Annotated in this window: 13 protein-coding genes; 1 reads left to right on the forward strand and 12 read right to left on the reverse strand. The window is 71.7% G+C overall.

The genetic code is table 11. The features are described 5' to 3' along the window. Nucleotides 1-9: 9 nt before the first annotated feature. From IE95_RS0113460 to IE95_RS0113480, 5 genes are all read right to left on the reverse strand, one after another. Entirely contained in the window at nt 10-1,128 is a 1,119-nt protein-coding gene (locus tag IE95_RS0113460; RefSeq protein WP_084690268.1) for a 5'-nucleotidase, read from the reverse strand. A 49-nt stretch (nt 1,129-1,177) separates the two neighbouring features. Further along, nucleotides 1,178-1,723 (reverse strand): hypothetical protein, encoded by a 546-nt coding sequence (locus tag IE95_RS0113465; protein ID WP_030152138.1) that lies wholly within the window; start codon nt 1,721-1,723, stop codon nt 1,178-1,180. Nucleotides 1,724-1,853: 130 nt separating this feature from the next. Further along, nucleotides 1,854-4,637 carry a multicopper oxidase domain-containing protein gene (locus tag IE95_RS0113470; protein WP_240666179.1) on the reverse strand — a complete coding sequence of 928 codons (2,784 nt, stop codon included), beginning with the start codon at nt 4,635-4,637 and terminating at the stop codon, nt 1,854-1,856. Continuing rightward, complete coding sequence (locus tag IE95_RS0113475; protein ID WP_051703104.1) at nt 4,634-5,770, reverse strand: hypothetical protein; 1,137 nt, start codon at nt 5,768-5,770, stop codon at nt 4,634-4,636. Before IE95_RS0113475 ends, IE95_RS0113470 begins: the two co-directional genes overlap by 4 nt. Next, complete coding sequence (locus IE95_RS0113480; RefSeq protein ID WP_206053267.1) at nt 5,770-6,576, reverse strand: helix-turn-helix transcriptional regulator; 807 nt, start codon at nt 6,574-6,576, stop codon at nt 5,770-5,772. Before IE95_RS0113480 ends, IE95_RS0113475 begins: the two co-directional genes overlap by 1 nt. A gap of 63 nt (nt 6,577-6,639) precedes the next feature. Here IE95_RS0113480 and IE95_RS21320 point away from each other — a divergent pair, with 63 nt between their 5' ends. Next, entirely contained in the window at nt 6,640-7,521 is an 882-nt protein-coding gene (locus IE95_RS21320) for a DUF2249 domain-containing protein (RefSeq protein ID WP_030152142.1), read from the forward strand. Between the two features lie 71 nt (nt 7,522-7,592). Here IE95_RS21320 and IE95_RS19690 read toward each other — a convergent pair whose 3' ends face one another. The 7 genes from IE95_RS19690 to IE95_RS0113520 all read right to left on the reverse strand — a co-directional run bounded on the left by IE95_RS19690 (nt 7,593) and on the right by IE95_RS0113520 (nt 16,089). Next, nucleotides 7,593-9,059: a phospholipase D-like domain-containing protein gene (locus IE95_RS19690; protein ID WP_051703105.1), complete on the reverse strand. Its 1,467-nt coding sequence runs from the start codon at nt 9,057-9,059 to the stop codon at nt 7,593-7,595. After that, nucleotides 9,056-12,337, reverse strand: a complete 3,282-nt coding sequence (locus IE95_RS0113495) for a type I restriction endonuclease subunit R (protein WP_030152144.1) — start codon at nt 12,335-12,337, stop codon at nt 9,056-9,058. Before IE95_RS0113495 ends, IE95_RS19690 begins: the two co-directional genes overlap by 4 nt. A gap of 164 nt (nt 12,338-12,501) precedes the next feature. Continuing rightward, nucleotides 12,502-12,978 (reverse strand): hypothetical protein, encoded by a 477-nt coding sequence (locus IE95_RS20470; RefSeq protein ID WP_129429489.1) that lies wholly within the window; start codon nt 12,976-12,978, stop codon nt 12,502-12,504. A 380-nt stretch (nt 12,979-13,358) separates the two neighbouring features. Beyond that, complete coding sequence (locus tag IE95_RS0113505; RefSeq protein WP_030152146.1) at nt 13,359-14,111, reverse strand: helix-turn-helix transcriptional regulator; 753 nt, start codon at nt 14,109-14,111, stop codon at nt 13,359-13,361. Between the two features lie 92 nt (nt 14,112-14,203). Next, nucleotides 14,204-14,857 (reverse strand): hypothetical protein, encoded by a 654-nt coding sequence (locus tag IE95_RS19695; RefSeq protein ID WP_129429490.1) that lies wholly within the window; start codon nt 14,855-14,857, stop codon nt 14,204-14,206. A 58-nt stretch (nt 14,858-14,915) separates the two neighbouring features. Further along, on the reverse strand, nt 14,916-15,287 hold the full coding sequence (locus tag IE95_RS0113515; RefSeq protein ID WP_129429491.1) for a hypothetical protein: 372 nt from the start codon (nt 15,285-15,287) through the stop codon (nt 14,916-14,918). Nucleotides 15,288-15,408: 121 nt separating this feature from the next. Continuing rightward, nucleotides 15,409-16,089 carry a DUF6011 domain-containing protein gene (locus IE95_RS0113520; RefSeq protein WP_030152149.1) on the reverse strand — a complete coding sequence of 227 codons (681 nt, stop codon included), beginning with the start codon at nt 16,087-16,089 and terminating at the stop codon, nt 15,409-15,411. Nucleotides 16,090-16,413: the final 324 nt, after the last annotated feature.

Below are 16,413 nucleotides of genomic sequence, written 5' to 3' on the forward strand. Positions count from 1 at the left end.
ACGGCCGCCTCAGCCGACCGGGGCGGGGGCGGTCGAGTCCGGCACGGCGGCTGCGGCCCGCTCGGCGGGCCCGTCCGGCTCGGCGACCCCGGCCGGTCCGGCCGGGACCACCGCCGCCTCGTTCGTCACGCCGTACGGCACCAGGACGCTCGCGACCTCGCGCGCGACCGGGTCGAGGTGCCCGCGCTGGTCGTCGAAGAAGATGTGCGGGCGCAGGACGCGCAGCACGCGCCCCTTGTCGGCGCCGCCCAGGAAGAACGCGTCGTTGACCGTGACGCCCCACGAGCGCAGCGTGTTCACGGCCCGCTCGTGCGAGGGTGCGCTGCGCGCCGTGACGATCGAGACGCGCACCCGGGGCCGGTACGTCGGGTCCTCGACCGCCCGCTCCTCCTCGCGGCGCTGGATCGTGCTCAGCGCCCGCAGGAACGGCAGGATCGGCCCCGCATGGTGCTCGGTGACCTTGCGCGCGCTCTCGTACCGGTGGAACTGCTCGAGCCCGTCCGACTGGAAGATGCGCTCGGCGCTGTCGTCGGCGAGCACGCCGTCGAAGTCGAAGGCCACGCGCAGGTCGGTGTCGGCCGCGTCGTCGGGCGCAGGCCGCGCCTCGCCCGAGGTGACGGGCGCGCCGGGCGTGCGCTCCGCCGTCGGGCCCGCTGCGGCGACGTGCCCGACGGCGGCGCTCCCCAGGACCTGCCCGGCCGGGTGTCCCAGCAGGGTCGCCGTGCGCACGTCGCGCGCGTCCCCCGAGAGGAAGAGCGAGATGTTGAGCGCCGGGATGTACGCGTACGGCGCGAGGCCCTGCGTGAAGATCGACCGGCTGATCGGCAACCCGTGCGCGGCGACCGAGCTCATGACGCGCAGGCCCGTCGTCGGGTCGTTCTTCGACAGGACGAAGACCTCGACGAGCGGGTCCTGCGCGCTGGGCGACAGGTCGTTGAGGCTCAGGAGACGTTGGACGAACTCGAACGCGACCCCGGGGCGCAGCGTCCGGTCCAGGTGCTCGTCCTGGTAGGCGCGGTACGCGTCGATCCCCTGCTCGTCGAAGACCCGCTGCGAGTCGGACAGGTCGAACAGCGCGCTCGAGGAGACACCGACGACGAGCCGGTGATCGAGGTCGTAGGGCGGCACGGGGCTCCTTCGTCGGGACGGGCGTGTTCGTCGGGAACGGCTCGGCGCCTCAGGACGGCTCGACCGGGCCGGACGGCTCGACCGGGCGGCGGACCTGGTCCTGCGGGTGGCGGCGACGGTACCTCATGACGCACTCCTTGCACAGGGGCATGGTCGGCAGGCGCGCGGCCTCGCGCGGCGTCATCTCGCCGATCACCTTGGCGCCGCACAGGCCCCGGTCCGGGTGCACTATGTGCCCCCACTCCGACTCCCAGCGGTACCCGAACCGGTAGGGCGGGCGCACCTGGAACTCCCGCACCTGCGGCGCCGAGCGCAGCGCCTTGGCCTTGTCGAGACCGTCCTCGCCCCCCGCGCCGTACCCCTGGGGCTGGCGTTGGCACACGTGCCGGACCCGGAACGGCATGGTCGCCTTGTACTCGAGCTGCGTGCCCGGCACCGCCCCCCGGTTCGACGTCAGGAACCAGCGCACCTCGTCCCCCGCGTGCTGGCTGCGGACCTCGTCGAGCGCGAAGGCCCGACGGCGCCCGTCGTAGCACGGCAGCCACTGCACGTCGCCGCCGCACTGCTCGCACCGGCCGATGCGGACCTCGCTCATGCGGGCAGGCTCGTGGTGTCGACGTGCATGCTGCCTCCGGTGATCGGTACGAGCGGACCGAGGACACCCTACGTCGGGCGGGCCCACGGTCGCGGAACCCGGTGCCGACGCCGGGCCCCGGCCCGGCGCGCTACGGTCCCGTGACGGCGAACACCCCGTGCGCGCCGCGCTCGGCGTCGATCATCGCGTGGCTCACGAACGGGTACCTGCCCGCCTCGGGGAACGCCATCTCGACGAACCCGCCCTGCGCGACCGCGAGCCCCAGGACCTGCGAGCCGCCCGCCTCGGCGTTGCCGGGCCGCAGCTGGTAGGCGCCCTCGCTGAAGACCGTGTCGAACTGGCCGCCCACGACGTGGAACGACGTCCCCCGGTGGGGCCCCGCGGGCAGCACCCAGATGCGCACGCGCTCGCCCAACCGGGCCGGGAGCGGCTCCGCGTCGTACTGGTTGGCGTAGCCGTTGAACGCGACGACGTCGGGATCGCCCGTCGCGAGCCGGTCCATGTCGACCTCGCCGCCCTGGGGGCCGAGGTAGTACTCCGACTGGACCAGCAGGTACTCGCGGTCGACCGGCGCGAGATCGGGGGGATCGATCACGACCGCGCCGAACATGCCGTTCGCGATGTGCGCCGACATGGGCATGGTCGAGCAGTGGTACATCCACACGCCCGACATGGTCGCCGTGAACGAGTACGTCAGCTCCTCGCCCGGGGCGATCGTGCGCATGGGCTCGTCGGGGGCGAGGGCACCCGCATGGAAGTCGATCGAGTGCCCGATCGTGCCGTCGTTGACCAGCGTGATCTCGAAGCGGTCCCCGACCTTCCCGCGCAGCGTCGGGCCGGGCGCCGTACCGCCGAACGTCCAGAGTCGCTGCGTCACACCCGGCGCGACCTCGGTCACGGCCTCCGCGACCGGCAGGCGCACGCGGTGCACCGTCTCCGGTCCAGCGGGCGCGAGCTCGGCCGGGTGGGCCGTGAAGCCCTCACCCGGCGTGGCCATGAAGTCCAGGTCCTCGGCGGCGCTGGACGCGGCGCCGCCCGAGCCGTGGTCCATCCCGGCCATGCCCTCGTGGTCGCCCGCGCCCCCGGCGCTCCCGTCGGGAGCCCCTGACGCCGAGGCGTCGGGCACGGCCCCCGGGCCCGTCGGCGTGATCGTCAGCACCATGCCCATCTGCCGGTGCCCCACGACCGTGCACCACCCGTCGATCGCGCGCCCCACGACCCCGACGTCGAACGTCTCGGTCGCGCCCGGCGCGATCCGGCCGCTGGTCCGACCCGTGTCCAGCGCGAGGTCGTGGACCGTGGTGTCGGTGTTGGTCACGACGAGGACGAGCGTGTCGCCGGCCGGGACCTCGATCTCGCTCGGCACGAAGCGCATGTCGGCGGCCTCGACCTCGACCGTCGTGGTGCGGCCCGTCGCGGCGACGGTCCCCGCGGCACCGGCCGCGGCCGACGTCGCACCGCTGCCCGTGCCGAGCGCGGCCGGGTCCAGGGCGACCCCTCCGGCCGCGACGAGGAGCAGGACGCTCAGCGCGGCCACGGCCGAGCCCTTGCGGCGTGGTCCGGTCACGGCCTCGACGGGTGGCCCCTGGCGGGCACCGGCCCGAGCATGCAGGTCCTGTCCCAGGGCGTGGGCCGCCGCGACGTCGTCGGCGGTCGGCGGGACGAACGGGGTACGCCGTGCACGGCGATGAGCGAGCACCGCGCCGACGAGCAGCGGCAGGAAGGCCACGAGCGCACCCAGCGCGGTCAGCGACGCGAGCACGTGCACCAGGCTCGGCGCGGGCAGCACGAAGAACGCGAGCGCGCCGTTGAACAGCACGACCCGCACCACGGCCCCGCGTTCGAGGACGGCCGTGGTCGAGCGCACTGCGGCCGGTCCCCCGCCCAGCACCACGGGCACGAGGTACGTCAGCGCCCCCAGCAGGACCTGGGCCGCGAAGCCCGCGACGAGCGGCACGGTCACGATGCCGACGCGACCGGCGGCCGTCTCCCAGCCTCCGCTGAGCGCGAGCACACCGGTCAGCGTCGCGAGCGCCCCTACGAGCCACGCGAGCGCGCACGCCGCCGACCACGTCGCGAAGGTGGCGGGCGGTCGCCGTCGGGCCGCCGTGAACAGGGGGCGCACCGAGACCAGGACGCCCGCGAGGTACGTCGCGAGACCCACGGCCGCGACGGGCGGCGCCGCGAGCAGCACCGCGGCGACACCGGCTGCGAGCCCGCCGAGCATGAGGGCGAGCGTCGTGCGCGCGGCGCGCGGCGCGTCGTCGGCCATCCTGGTCCGCAGCATGGTCGGCCACAGCGTCATGAGCGTGCCCATGACCGTCAGGCCCACGAACCCGAGCAGGTTGACGCCCGCGTGGGCCAGCACGACGCGCGTGTGCCACGCCTCGTCGAGGCCGCGCGCGAGCGTCGCGCCGAGCCCGGCCCCGAACGGCAGGAGCCAGGCCGCGGCGACGTAGAACGCGACGCAGATCCGGAAGCGGGCCGCGAGCGCCCGGCGCGACTGCCGCCACAGGGCCGTGCCGTGCGCCGCGACCGCTACTCCGACGCCGACCGCCCCGACCAGGGTGACGACCCACGTCGCGGTCACCATGCCCGCGACGGTCGCGACGACCGCGACGTTGAGCAGCACCAGGCGCGCGACCTGCCACCGCCGCGACGCGGGCGTGACCCGACGGCTGAGCAGCGCGTCGGTGAAGTGCTGGCTCCACACGCAGATCGCGTTGGTCACCGCGCCGAGCAGCAGCAGGTGCACGAGCAGCCAGGGCGACGCCGGGATCCACCGGTGGGCGACGGCGACGACGACCGTGGCCAGCAGCCACGCGACCACGGGCGCGTTGGCCCGCAGGTGCCAGGCGCTGCGGTCGGTCAGGGGTCGCAGCGGGGCGGGAGCGGCGGTCAGGTCGAGCTTCACGGGGCGGTCTCCTCGGCGGGAACGGGCCCGACGGCGTCGCACCGGCCGGGTGCGGCGGTGGCGGGGGGCACGGCGTGGCGCAGGTTCGCGCGCACCCCGACGGTCACCATGAGGCCGACGAAGGCGAGCAGCGCGACGACGTTCAGGGCGCCGCCGACCTGGTGCGCCACGGGCAGGTCACGGGCGTCGCCCAGCCCGAGCCGGACCACGAGGCCGACGTGCAGGAGCACGACCGGTCCGTACATCAGGGGCGTGTACGGCAGCCGGACCCGCAGCACGGCGGGCAGGATCACGGGCGCGTGCGCCATGATCATGGAGATCGTGAACCCCAGGAAGACCGCGTGGATCACGGCGTCGTATCCGGGCCCCGTGTCCTGCCTCCCGCCGAGGAGCCAGACCGCCCCGGCGACCGCGAGCCATACGTAGGCCGCGAGCAGGCACGCGGCCATGCAGCGCGCAAGGCCGGTCGAGCGGATGGTGCGCCGCGCGACGTCGTGCACCGCGAGCCAGCCGCACAGCGTCAGGACCGCCGCACCCAGGATCGCGTAGCCGGGGCCCGGCCACAGCAACGTGGCCACGCACCCCACCGCGAGCGCCCAGCAGACCCAGAGGATCGTTCCCGCGCCTCGGTCGAGGAAAGCGATCCGGGCGAGCTCGAGCCGTTCGCCCGCGATGGTCGCCACGACGAAGCACGCGAGCCACGGCAGCACGTCCGCGACGCCCACCCCGCCGAGCCACAGCAGGGCGCCACCCGTCGCGAGCAGTGCGCCGATGAGCTGGACGAGGACCGCGTCGTCGTGCTGGCGGCGCCACAGCGGGACGTACACCGCGCACAGCGCGGCACACCCCACGACGAGGAGCACCTGCCCGACGACGAGGGGCGCGGGGCTCAGCAGCGCCAGCGCCCCCGCCCCCAGGAGGCCTGGGGCGACGAACCCCCAGCGGGTGCGCAGCGCGACGGCGCGCTCGAGCGCGATGACGGTGCCGACGAACCCCAGGACGAGCAGCACGCCGTGGATCACGGGCAGGCGGTCGGTCGCGATCGGGGCCGGGAGGTCCAGGAGCAGCAGGGCCGCGTCGAGCCCCGCGAGGAGCGCGAGACCGGCGGGCACGACGAAGACGGCGCGGCGCATCAGGACGCCCTGTCCCGGGAGCCGGGCGCGGGCTGCGGGCGCAGGTGCAGACGGCAGGCGCCCGGCTCGGCGAAGGGCAGCAGCGACGTGCCCTCGCTCGGGGCGCCGAGGCGTTCGAGCGCACCCTGGGCGAGACCGAGGTGCACCGCGCACACGACCTCCGGGTTGCGGTACGCGGCCTCGAGCAGCGGGCACCGGGTCAGCGCGACCGAGGCCGCGTCGTCGTCGGCCCGGGGTGCGAAGCCCAGCCTGTCCAGCAGGGAGACGACGTCGTGGCGCGCGGCGGACGCGACGTCGTCGGGTGGCGGGGTGGCACCGCCCGCACCGTGCGGGCCTGCCGCGGTCTCGGCCGTCTCGGCCGTCTCGGCGAGGTCGGAGCCCCACGCGCGGCCTGCTGCCAGGGCGTCGCCGACCGGGTCGGCGCTCGACCGGGCGATCTGGGCCGCGAGCGCCGATGCCAGGCCCGCGTACTCGGCGGCTCCCGCCGTGGTCGGGGACTCGGTGGCCGGTGTGTAGAGCCGGGCCGGGCGTCCGCGCCCGTGCGCCGGCGCGTTCTCGCTGGTCGCGAGCCCGGCCTCGACGAGGCCCTCGAGATGTTCGCGCACCGTGTTGGTGTGCTGGTCGAGCGCCCTCGCGACCGAGGCGACCGAGCAGGGCTCGGGCTGCGACGCGAGGACGTCCAGCACTGCGAGCCGCGCCCTGGACAGTCGGGCGGGGCGCAGCGGACGTCGGACCGGCGGGGGGCCGTACCCCGGACGCGGGGAGGTCGCTCGTCCTGCCTGACCCAGAGGCTCCGTATTTTCCACGGAATAAAGTGTACTAATGTCGGAGGTGTTCGGAAACCACGCCCGCCCCGGAGGACTCACGTCATGAGCACCATCGTCCTGGCCACGTCGGCCGAAGACTCACGCGCGGTCGAGGCCGTCGTCGCACACCACACCGAGATGAACGGAACCCTCACCCTCCTCGTCGAGATGCTCGTCCAGGCGGTCGAGGCAGGCGACGCGACCGCCGGCACGACCGCCCACCAGCGCCTCGTCGACTGGACCCGCACGGACCTGCTGCCGCACGCGCTCGCCGAAGAAGACGCGATGTACCCGCACGCGCACCGCGACGAGCACGCCCGCCTCCTGGTCGACGCCATGATCACCGAGCACGGCGTCATCAGCGGCCTCGTCGACTCGCTCGCCGACGCGACGAGCCCCGTGCGCGCCGCCGCGCTGGGCCGCGCCCTCCAGGTCCTCTTCGACGTGCACATGACCAAGGAGAACGACCAGATCCTGCCCCTGCTGGCCCAGTCCACCGCCGTGTCGCTCGCGACCGTCCTCGACGGGATGCACGAACTCCTCGGCGGGCACGAGCACTCCCACGACAAGGCGTCCGACGCAGCAGGCGACGGATGCGGATGCGGCAACGGAGGCTGCGGCGGAGGCGCTGCGACCACCACGGAAGCACCGGCCGCCGACACACCGGCCGCCCCGGCCCCGGGCGGGCACTCCTGCGGGTGCGGCGGGCACGACGACGCCGGGAACCTCCCCGTCCTCGACGCCCGCGCCGTACCGCACGCGATCCGGCACGCGACCATCTTCGGGGCGCTCGACGGCGTCGCACCCGGCGCCGGCATGGTCCTGCTCGCCCCGCACGACCCCCTGCCGCTCCTGGCACAGATCGACGCCCGCTGGCCCGGGACGTTCACCGTCGACTACCTGGAGCGCGGCCCCGAGACATGGGCGCTGGCGTTCATGCGCTGACGCCGCTCGGTAGCGGCCCGACGACGGAGCGCACCCGGGTGGTCCATCTCACCCGGGTGCGCTCCGTCCGTTCACGCCTCGTCGAGCTCGGACTCCCACTTGCTCGTCCGCAGCTGCCAGCCGTCGTGCAGCCCGTCCCAGGTGTCCCAGAAGTCGACGGTGGTGAAGGGGAACTCGAGCACGACGCCCGTTCCACCGAGGTTCGCCTCGACCCCGATCTCGTTGCCGTCGGCGTCCGCGTGCACGTCGAGTCCGACCGGGTCGTGGTCGAGGTCGTCCGTGACCTTGTCCGCGAGGGACTCCAGGTCATCGGCTCCGAGGTGACGGAACAGGTCGTCAAGCGACGCGATCTCCCGCACCTGCTCGGGATACCAGTCGCGGCGCCGACCTTCCCACCCGCACGAGGAACAGGCGTGAGTGGGCAGCGGCCCCGGCCCGACCACGCAGCCGCCCAGCACGTAGACGTCGGGGTCCGGAGGGCCAGGGGGCATTCCTCGAATGACGAGACGCAACCTTGCATCGCACCGAGGACAGCTGATGGGACGCACGATCAAGGCGTCGCGATCCGCCTCGAGAGCCTTCTCAGCAGGCATCTCGAGCACTGCGAGAGCGCGGCGCACTGCGCGCTCTGCGCCAGGCGACAAGAGGCCTGTTTCGGAGATCTCGCCGCCCTCGTCAGCAAGCACCCGCCCCAGGTGAGCGTAGGTCATTCGGGCCCCTTCGAAGGGGCTGACGCAGATCGCCACGCGGGAGGGTCCATCAGCTTCGTCCACGACGCGAACTACCCGGGACAGCGGCCAGGACCGACGGTTTCCATGCGGCTCGTCCTGGTCATCCTTGACCTCAAAGACCAGGAGCTCGTCCGAAGGTTTGACGTCATGGCCCTCATCGAGAAGTCGGTAGGTCCAGACATCGAGCTCGGAGAAGCGCGCCGAGTAGTGCCCGACCGCGCTCTCGACCGCGGCAGACAGCGGGATCTCGTCAAACGTCCACGGCGCGATCCACAGCCGCTGGCTCGAATCGCCGGAACGTCGGACCTTTCGAGGAGGGATCGCGCTACGACGCGGCCTGTAGATCGTCGCTGCCCGGTCGAGCCACTGCTGGTCGACCCACTCGGCCTCGGGATCTCCCGACCACTCGTCGATCTGGAGGTCGGCCTGTTCGGCGACCTCGACGTCGTCGGTCAGGAGCGCCGCCTCACGCAGCGACGTGCGCGAGCGCTCGGAGGCGTTGGCCGATCCGACGAGGGTCTTGCGCTCACCGGTCTCCTCGACCCCGGCGACGATCACCTTGGCGTGCAGCCGGGCGACTGACACCAGGATCACGCCACGGTCGAACAGCACCTGGAGCGCTGCGGGGTTCGTGGTGCCACCGGCGAGCGACTCGTCGGACCCGTCGAAAACCAGTGTGTCCCCGGCGCCCAGAGGAAGCAGATCAGGAGCCTCACGTCCCACGTAGGCGATCGCGGCCCGCACCGGCCCGGGCCACGTCACCTCCCGCAGCGACTCCCAGACCTTCTCCGACACGAGCTCGATCACGCCGCCCCCTCCTCGCGCTCCGCGTAGCGCGGGGCCATCGACTCCATCTGTTCCATGACGAGCTTGATCGCGCCCGGCTGCTTGTCCGGCGGGTAGCCGTGCTTGACGAGGAGCCGCTTGATCGAGGACCGGAGCTTGGCGCGCACGTCCTCGCGCACGGTCCAGTCGGTGCGCACGTCACGCCGCAGGACGGTGAGGAGCTCGCGGGCGATGTCGGCGAGGACCCCGTCCCCCTGGACCTCGACAGCCGATTCGTTCGTGGCGACGGCGTCGTAGAACGCGAGCTCGTCACTGTTGAGCGGCGGCGAGAAGAGATCACCACGCCCGCCCTCGGCCGTGACCTCGTGCGCCATCTCGATGAGGGCTGCGATCACCTCGGCGGACGTAAGGTTGGAGTTGGTGTAGCGCGTCATGAGCTCGTTGAGCCGGTCGGAGAACGCGCGCTGGCGCACCAGGTTGTTGCGGGTCGCAGCGCGAGACTCCTCCTGGATCACCTTGCGGAGCGCCTCGATCGCGAGGTGCGGGTTCTCGGCGTGCGCGGCGGTCGCGAGGAAGGACGTGTCGATCTCGTCGATGCGCGGCGACTCCATGCCGGCGGCCTGGTAGATGTCGAGCACCTCGCCCGAGTCGACGCTCTCGGCGACGAGCTGGTTGAGCATGCGCTGGACGTCGTCGGGGATCGCCTCGCCCCGCGCCTGGCGGTCTTCGGCGTCGAACTTCCCCATCCAGACGCGCACCTCTTCGAAGAACCGCACGTCGTCGGCGATGTCGCTGAGGTGGCCTGCTCCCCCGGCGAGGGCCCAGGCGCGGTGCAGCTGGCCTGCCTGACGGCGGAAGGTCGCGCCGAGCGTGTCGCTGCCGTCCTCGACGTCCTCCGGTCGATTGCCGACCGTGCCGGGGTCGCGCAGGTGGTTCACGGTCGCGTGGACGGCCAGGACGTACGCCCGCTCGCCGGGGAGCTTGAACCGTGCACGCCAGTCGAACCCGGAGAGTGTCGCCCGCACCTGGGACACGAGCAGCTCGGCCAGCGCGACGGCCTCCTCGACCTGGCGGCCGAGGGGGCGGGTCGCCTGGTCCTGGGGCGAGTACTCGCGCAGTGCGGCGGCGAGGTTCTCCGCGACGGGGGCGTAGGCGACCAACAGGCCTGCGGTCTTGCCGCGGAACGTGCGGTTGACGCGGGCGAGCGTCTGCATGAGCAGCGCGCCCTTGATGGGCCGGTCGAGGTACAGGGTGTGCAGGGGCGGGGAGTCGAACCCCGTCAGCATCATGTCCTTGACGATCACGATCTCGAGCTCGTCGTCGGGGTCCTTGAGGCGCTGCTTGATGGCCGCGTTCTCGCTGTCGCGCCGCACGTGGTCCCGGATGGGCAAGGGGTCCGACGGCGTCCCCGAGTAGACGACCTTGATCTTTCCGGTCGCCAGGTCGTCGGAGTGCCAGTCGGGACGCAGGGCGACGATCTGGGCGTAGAGCCGCGCACAGATCTCGCGGGTCGCGCCGACGACCAGCGCCTTGCCCGGGGTGCGTTCGTGACCGGCGCGGCCGAGCGACTCGAACATCGCGGCCCGGCGTCCTTCCCAGTGCGCGACCAGGTCGACCGCGAGCGCCTCCAGGCGGGCCGGGGCACCGTAGATCGCGTTGACGACAGCGACACTCGACTCGATACGACGGCGCTCGGCGTCGTCGAGCCCCGTGGTCATCTCGTCGGCGGCGGCGTCGATCGTGGACTCGTCGGCGCCGTCGACGAAGTCGACCTTCACGAGGCGGGAGTCGAAGTACACGGGGACCGTGGCGCCGTCGTGCACGGCGCGGGAGAGGTCGTAGACGTCGATGTCCTCGCCGAACACGGCGCGCGTGTCGCGTTCGGCGGTGCTGACGGGGGTCCCGGTGAACGCGATGAGCGTGGCGTGCGGGAGAGCACTCTTGAGGTGCCAGGCGTAGCCGTCGAGGTCGTCGTAGTGGCTGCGGTGGGCTTCGTCGACGACGACGACGATGTTGCGCCGGTCGGACAGCAGGGGGTGCTTGGTGCCTGCCTGCTTCTCTGCGGGCGAGAGCCCGAACTTCTGCAGCGTCGTGAAGTAGATGCCGCCGGTCACCCGGCCGGCGAGCTCGGTGCGCAGCTCTTCTCGGCGGCGGATCTGGCGGGGTTCCTCGGGCAGCAGCTGGCTGCGCCGGAAGGTCTCGTAAAGCTGGCCGTCGAGCTCGGTGCGGTCGGTCACGACGACGACCGTGGGGTTGCGCAGCCGGGGGTGCCGCATGACCTGGTTGGTGTAGAGCTCCATCTCCATGGACTTGCCCGAGCCCTGGGTGTGCCAGACGACGCCCGCCTTGCCGTCGGACGCGACCGCGGTGATGGTCTTCTCGACCGCCTTGGAGACCGCGAAGTACTGGTGCGGCTTGGCGACGCGCTTGCTGAGCCCCTCGCTCCCCTCGTCGAACGCGACGTAGCCGTGCAGGAGCTGCAGGAAGCGGAGCTGGTCGAACACCCCGTAGAGGGCGAGCCGCAGCGCGGTGACGGGCTCGTCGTCGGCGGGTGCGGCGTCGTCGGGCCACTGCGTGCTGTCCGGGCGGCCGGACGTCCCGACGGGGCGGCCGTCGTCGTCGACGTTCCACGGCGAGAAGTGGTTGAACGGCGTGAAGGGCGTGCCGTAGCGCGCGGTGATGCCGTCGGAGACGAGCGTCAGGACCACGAAGCGGAAGACGAGCGGCAGCTCACGGACATACGTCGCGACCTGGGCGTGGGCCGCGGCGAGGTCGGCGGCCCGGGTGCCGGCGTTCTTGAGCTCGATCACGCTCACGGGCAACCCGTTGAGGTACAGGACCACGTCGAAGCGTCGTTCGACGTCACCCCGCACGACCGTGACCTGGTTCGCCGCGAGCCAGTCGTTCTCCGACGGTTCGCTGCTCACGAGGCGGATGGTCGGGTTCTGCTCGAGGCCGTCGGCGTCGACGTAGCTGATGCCGCGGAAGCCGTCGGTCAGGAAGTCGTGGACGCGCTTGTTCTCGGCGATCGCGTCGTTCGACGTCGGGGCGACGATCGCCGCGAACGCCTGGTCGAGGTACTCGCGGGGCACGTCGGGGTTGAGCGCGCGCAGCGCGGTGCGCAGGCGGGTGGGGATGAGGAGCTCGTCCCACGACTCGCGCTCGGGGACGGGCTGCCCGTCCGGCCCGACGGCGGTGCTCGCCCCGGGCGCGATCTCCTTGCCGTGCTTCACGGTCCAGAAGAGCTCGCTCAGGTCGTCGAGCGCCAGGTGCTCCCAGGCGTCCTCGGTGAGCTTCATGGATCCTCCGTGGAGTCGGTGCTGCGACTGCTGCGCTGCGGTGCTGTGCGGAGCCTATCGGCGCCATGACTCATTCTTGGTGGTCTCGTGGCGGGGCACGGTGGGTGAAGTGATAAGGGCTATATCGGCACCGAGGGGGCGCCGAGGGAGAGCGTGCCGCGCGATCAATCGCCGAGCACGGATCCTGCCCGGTGGAAAGTCGCGCCGACCTCGTCGACCGTCAGGTCGAAGGCGTAGGTCTCCGCCGCCATCTGCACGACGACAGGGCTGGCGATCACGCGACGAAGGTGGTCGATGCCCTTCTGTACGGCAGGACCGATCGTCGGATGGTCGGAGTGCTCGTCGAGAACGCCCTGGACCTGGTCGAGGTCACAGGCCTCCAACAGCCGCCAGACGTCTCCCGAGTCCTTGGCACGCAAGCGGGCGGGGTTGCCGTCGAGCCGTTCCGAGTACGCCTTCGCGATCAGCAGTGCGCCATGACCTGCGACGTTGACTTCCAGACTGTCCGACGGGTCGGTGAGATCGGTGACGAGCAGGGGGGACCGGTCGTAGGAGCACAGCTCCACCCCTTCGGCGTTCCCGACCGACATCTTGCCGTGCACGGGTGAGAGAGCCGGCACACCGCGGGTGCGCTTGCCCACGTTCCCTGCGATGGCGCGTCCGGCAAGCAGGTCGACGGTCTCGGTCCACGAGGTGGACCCGTCGGGCTGGACGATCCGCCCACGCCCCCACTGGCCCGGGCGGGAAGGCGGCACTCCTTGAGCGGCCCGCAGCTCGTACCCCTCCCCCACGAGCGTCGCTTCGATGCTCGTGTCAGCCACGAGCTCGGGCGTGACGGAGAAGTCTGCGTCCGCAGTGGCAGACGGTTCGATCGGTACGTCCTGGGTGCGAAGGATCACGGCGTGCGCGCCGACGACGGTCAGAGCAGCCCGGTGCTGATGGAGCGATCGCACGGCGTTGAGCAGGGCGCGTCGACTCCACTCGTTCGCGGTACCAGGGATCCCGCCGTCGCCTCGATCCGTCATCCGCGCACGCCCAGCAGGAGGTCGGCCTGGTCCGGCATCCGGCCAGGGCCGCTGTAGCAGTCGATGGCGACCTGTTCGGTCGCAGCGACAGTGATGCCGCCCACCGTCCGCGCACCGAGTTCACTGAGGCCGTCGAAGGGGACGAGGGTGATCCGACGACCGCGCGCGCCGTCGGCGAGCGGTATCAGTTCGAGGACTTCGCGCGCCTGCTGGACGTCCTCGACGTACAGCACCGGCCAGGCCGTGGTGGCGTGCGCGCCGAGCAGGTCGGCGGCGGCATCGCCGGTGAGCGCATACGGGGCTCCGGCCCGACCGAGCGTCTCGACAAGATCGACGGCCACACCCGCCGGCGCGAAGTCAGCGCCGCCAGGCCTGTCGGCGAGGCGGGCCAGGCGTGCGGCGCGGAAGGCGACGTCCGGCTCGCGACCGGCGGTGGCCCGCCCGTCCGGGCCGATGATGCGGATGCGGGTCCAGCGCGCGATCCACTCCCGCGCACCAGGAGTCAGTTCGGTGTCCTGGCCCAGCGCGTACCGTGCGGCTCGCAGGGCCTCGACGTCTGTGGTCTCCACCGCGCCGAGGTTCATGCCCATGACCTGCAGGATGGTGGTGGCGAGATCGAAGCTCGGATCCATCTTGCGGGCCTCGATGCGGCTGATCGTCGACGGGCTGACACCAGCGAGCCCCGCAAGGTCACGGACGGACAGCCCGTTGACCTGGCGGAGTGTGTTGACGCGTTCCGCAAGGTCCATGCCCCCACCCTAAGGTTAGTGTTGCGGATGCGCAACACTCTTGGCCTGCTGCAATGCGACGAGCGCCTGGCCCGACGCGACACGGCCCCCGCTCAGTCCGCCGTTTCCACCGTCACGACACCGTCCATCCCCCGGTCCGGGTGGTAGGACCAGGCGATCGCGACACCGTCCCAGCTCGCCTCCTGGCGGCCGTCCAAGGACGTCGTCTGGCCCATGTGGGAGCGCACGCTCGAGGGCGCATCGAGCGCGTCGAGCAGGCAGACAAGATTCTCGAACGATCCGCCCGTGATCTCGTCGTCCCCCTTGTTGTCGAACGTCAGAGTGGATCCTTCGTCAGCAACGACGAACCACGGATCGCCAGCAAGGTCGCAGGTCTCGACAGCGTCCGCGAGCACCGCGCTCTGCGCCGTCCTCGCCGCCGCGTCCTGCCCCGCGCCGATCGCGGCCATGCCGCCGGCACCGACGACGAGGCCGATCACTCCCGTCACGACGGGCAGCACCCATGTGGGTCGCGCCCCCTGCCCGACGGCGGCGATTCCCTCTCCCCTCGGCGACGCCCAGACCTGGTCATCGGCGGGCGACGCGGGCGGGGGCGGAGGAACGTCGGCGGCGAGGCCGCCCGCATCCGGGGTGGGTGCAGTGGGCTGATCGGTCATGGCTTCTCCTGAGATCGCGACGGAAAGGGGTTTCAGCGGTTCGACCCCGCGATCAGTCTCCGTGGGGCAGGGAGGGAACGCGAAGAGCATGGTGATAAGGGGATGATCAGACTGCTGGGCTCGCCAGCGGGATCTTCGACGAGGCGATTCAGCCCGCGTTGAGGGCGTTCTCGTACTCGAAGGCGGACTGCATGAGCTCCTCCTCGGTCACGAAGTCGTCCCACTCGCGCAGGTACGGCCTGTCGAGGTCGATTCCATTGCTGCATTCGACGTCGTCGTGCCAGTCGTCGTTGAAGGTGATCGAGAGATAGCACGACCAGGCTGCCGGCTGTTCGGGCGCCATCTGTTCCCACTGGTGTTCCAGGTCGCGCTCGTCCGGCACGACCTCGTCGGGTCCGTCGATCGCAGGTTCTTCGTAGTTTCCGAAGTCATCAATGTCGTTGGCCCAGATTCCATGGGCCTTGGTTCCGCTCGCCGCATGATCGGTGCAGCCGGTCGTCAGGAGGCCGAGGAATGACAAGACGACGAGACCACCTGTCTTCCGCACCGCGTTCCGCCCGTTCTACGCTTCGATCGTCTTGTGCTCAGCGGGCCCGATATTAGTCACATCCGTCACCGTCGGACAGGGTCGGCCGGGTGAACTATCCGAAGAATCCCGGGACCACGACAGAGGCGAGACACGCCGCGATCGACGAGACGAACATCGGGGCCGCTCGCCGACGGGCATCCCGTCGGAGGCGCCCGGTCTCCGATGCTCTCTCGGCCTCCCAGGCCGCGACGAGCCCCGGGTACGCGGCGGTCGCGCGGTCGAACTCGACGTTGAGACGAGCCTGGCGTTCTGCCTGATCGGCCCGCGCGCGAACCATCTCGAGGGTCCAGAGCTCGTGGTCAGGGTTCACCCGGAAGGCAAAACGTGGACCGTAGCGCTTGATGCACGTCGAGCCGACGCGGGCTCGCATGCTCTCGCGGTTCGTCAGTGGCCGGCCGCAGATCACGCACACCCGGGAGTAGAGCGGTATCTGTCGCGCCGGCTCACGGCGGACCCGCCCCATCCTGGCGACGGCCCGATACGGCCGACGTGGGCGACGGTAGTCCAGGTGTCGGCCGAAGAGGACCGCGCTCACCACGAACCAGACGACGCACCCGACCAGCACGGCAATCATCGCGGGGCCCCCGAGAAGCCCGAGCGCGCCGACCGGGAGAGCCGTGAGGAGAAGCAGCCATCGGTTCCAGCCGGGCCGGGCGTCACCAGTGCCGAACTCCGCCTGCCTCCGGGCGTAGGCGGACGGTGCGGTGTCGGCGACATCGGCCGGCTTCTTCATGGGTTCCTGCTGTCGGGTGGCTCGTGCGGCGGACGGATGAGGTGGGGCCCGTGGCAGCGCCCTCGCGAGATGCTGCTGGTTGTCGGTGCGCAAACACCTGATGCGGCAACGAGCAGCACCTCGACGATCCTCACGTGCCAAGACTGAAGGACTTGGCACGATGCCCGGTCTGCGATCTCAGGCACCGCGCACATACCCAGACGCGCGCGAGCCGCGAAGGATGGACGCGGCGATCGAGATGCGGCCAACTGGGGCTTCCGATCGCGATGAACCCCGGTTGGCCGCATCTCGATCACACAGGATCGCGGCGGTACCGCGGATCGC

Source organism: Oerskovia turbata (assembly GCF_000718325.1).
Classification (GTDB): domain Bacteria; phylum Actinomycetota; class Actinomycetes; order Actinomycetales; family Cellulomonadaceae; genus Oerskovia; species Oerskovia turbata.